The sequence below is a fragment of the Rathayibacter sp. AY2B7 genome (genome assembly GCF_002931635.1).
Classification (GTDB): Bacteria; Actinomycetota; Actinomycetes; order Actinomycetales; family Microbacteriaceae; genus Rathayibacter.
Map to the genome: position 1 here is coordinate 1 of NZ_PSUC01000211.1, position 1,595 is coordinate 1,595.

The window sequence follows — 1,595 nt, forward strand, 5'->3', positions numbered from 1 at the left end:
CCTCAGCGGTCACGGTGATCCGGCGGCTCTCCGCCTGCCAGCGGCTCTCCGCGACTCAGCGGGCGGGGGAGGAGGACGGGGAGTCGGCGTCCGGGGAGGAGCGTCAGGACGCGTCCTTCACCATCCCGCGGACCGAGAGCTGGACGACCAGCGGCCGGTGGTCGCTCCCGGCGTCGTCGCGGTCGTCGACGACCTGGTAGCCCGAGACCTCCCAGCGTCCGGAGAAGAGGACGTGGTCGATCGGGGCGCCGAGCGCGGGCGGGACCGAGGACGGCCAGGTGCCCAGGGCGGCGCCGCCCGCGACGGTCCCCGCGTCGCGGCAGCCGCCCAGCGCGGCCGAGCCCGGCAGCCCGGTCCAGTGGTCGACCGTGGAGTTCAGATCGCCGAGGACCACGACGTCCTCCTCCGCGGAGCAGAGCGCGGAGACCGAGAGCAGATCGCTCCGCCACTCCGCGAGGCGCGAGGGGATCGGCGCCATGGTGTGCACCGCGGCGAGGACGGGGCGCTCGGGAGTGTCGGGGCGCGCGACGAGGGACGGCGTCGATCCGGTGACGACCGCGGCGGTGTCAACGCTGTACCCGCCGAGCGAGGGGGAGAGCAGCAGGGCCGCCCCGTCGTCGGCGCCCGACCCGGCGTAGTGGAGGGTCATCGACATCCCCTGGGCGCTGAGCGCGTTCACGACGTCCTGGGCGTGCGTCTGCGAGACCTCGAGGAGGGCGATGCCGTCGACCGCGCTCTCCCGGGCGAGCGAGGCGATCGTGTCGACGGGCACGCCGTCGTGCAGCACGTTCCAGGTCGCGAGGCGCACGTCGGCGAGGCGGTGGGCGCGCGGAGCGGCGGAGTCGTAGCCCCGCGCTCCCTGCACTCCCGCGAGCACGAGCGCGAAGACGACGCCGAGCGCCGCGAGGGCCAGCGCGAGGCGCCTGACCGGAGCGACGAGGACCGCGATCACGACCAGGACCGCGGCGAGCCCGGCGGCCGTCGCGCCCGTCGCGAGCCGGAACGGCACCAGCTGGGCGAAGGGGGCCTCCCGGGCGATCCCGAAGAAGCCGGGCGCCGCGACCACCAGCAGAGCGATCGCCACGATCACCGCCACCGCGGTCTTCACCAGTCTCGTCCCCATCGCCGCTCAGGCTACTAGGGCATCGGAGGGCTCGCAGGCGGCGCGTCTACGATGAGCGCATGCATGTCGACGGGGGCCGTTACGACCTCCACACCCACTCCGTCGTCTCCGACGGCACCGAGGCTCCGGCCGTCCTGGTGCGGGCCGCGGCCGCGGCCGGGCTCGCCGGAGTGGCGCTCACCGACCACGACACGACCGGCGGTTGGGCCGAGGCGCTCGCCGCGGCCGAGGAGGCGGGCATCGACCTGCTGCCCGGCATGGAGCTCTCCTCCCGCGTCGGCTGGGCCAGCGTCCACGTCCTCGCGTACCTCGTCGATCCGGCGGATCCGGGGCTCGTGGCCGAGACCGCGCGCATCCGCTCGGCCCGCACGCACCGCGCGGAGGCGATCGTCACCGCGATCGCGGCCGACTACGACCTCACCTGGGACGACGTCCTCGCCCAGACCAGCCCGGGCACGACCATCGGGCGTCC

General features: G+C 75.1%; 2 protein-coding genes. One reads left to right on the plus strand and one right to left on the minus strand.

Features of this window, described 5'->3' with window-relative positions:
- Positions 1 to 103 precede the first annotated feature (103 nt).
- Positions 104 to 1,123, minus strand: a complete 1,020-nt coding sequence (locus C5C27_RS17435) for an endonuclease/exonuclease/phosphatase family protein (protein WP_104315032.1) — start codon at positions 1,121 to 1,123, stop codon at positions 104 to 106.
- Positions 1,124 to 1,182: 59 nt separating this feature from the next.
- Between C5C27_RS17435 and C5C27_RS17440 the strand changes: the two genes are divergently transcribed.
- The coding region (locus tag C5C27_RS17440) for a PHP domain-containing protein (RefSeq protein ID WP_146079766.1) at positions 1,183 to 1,595 on the plus strand (413 nt) is incomplete at its 3' end.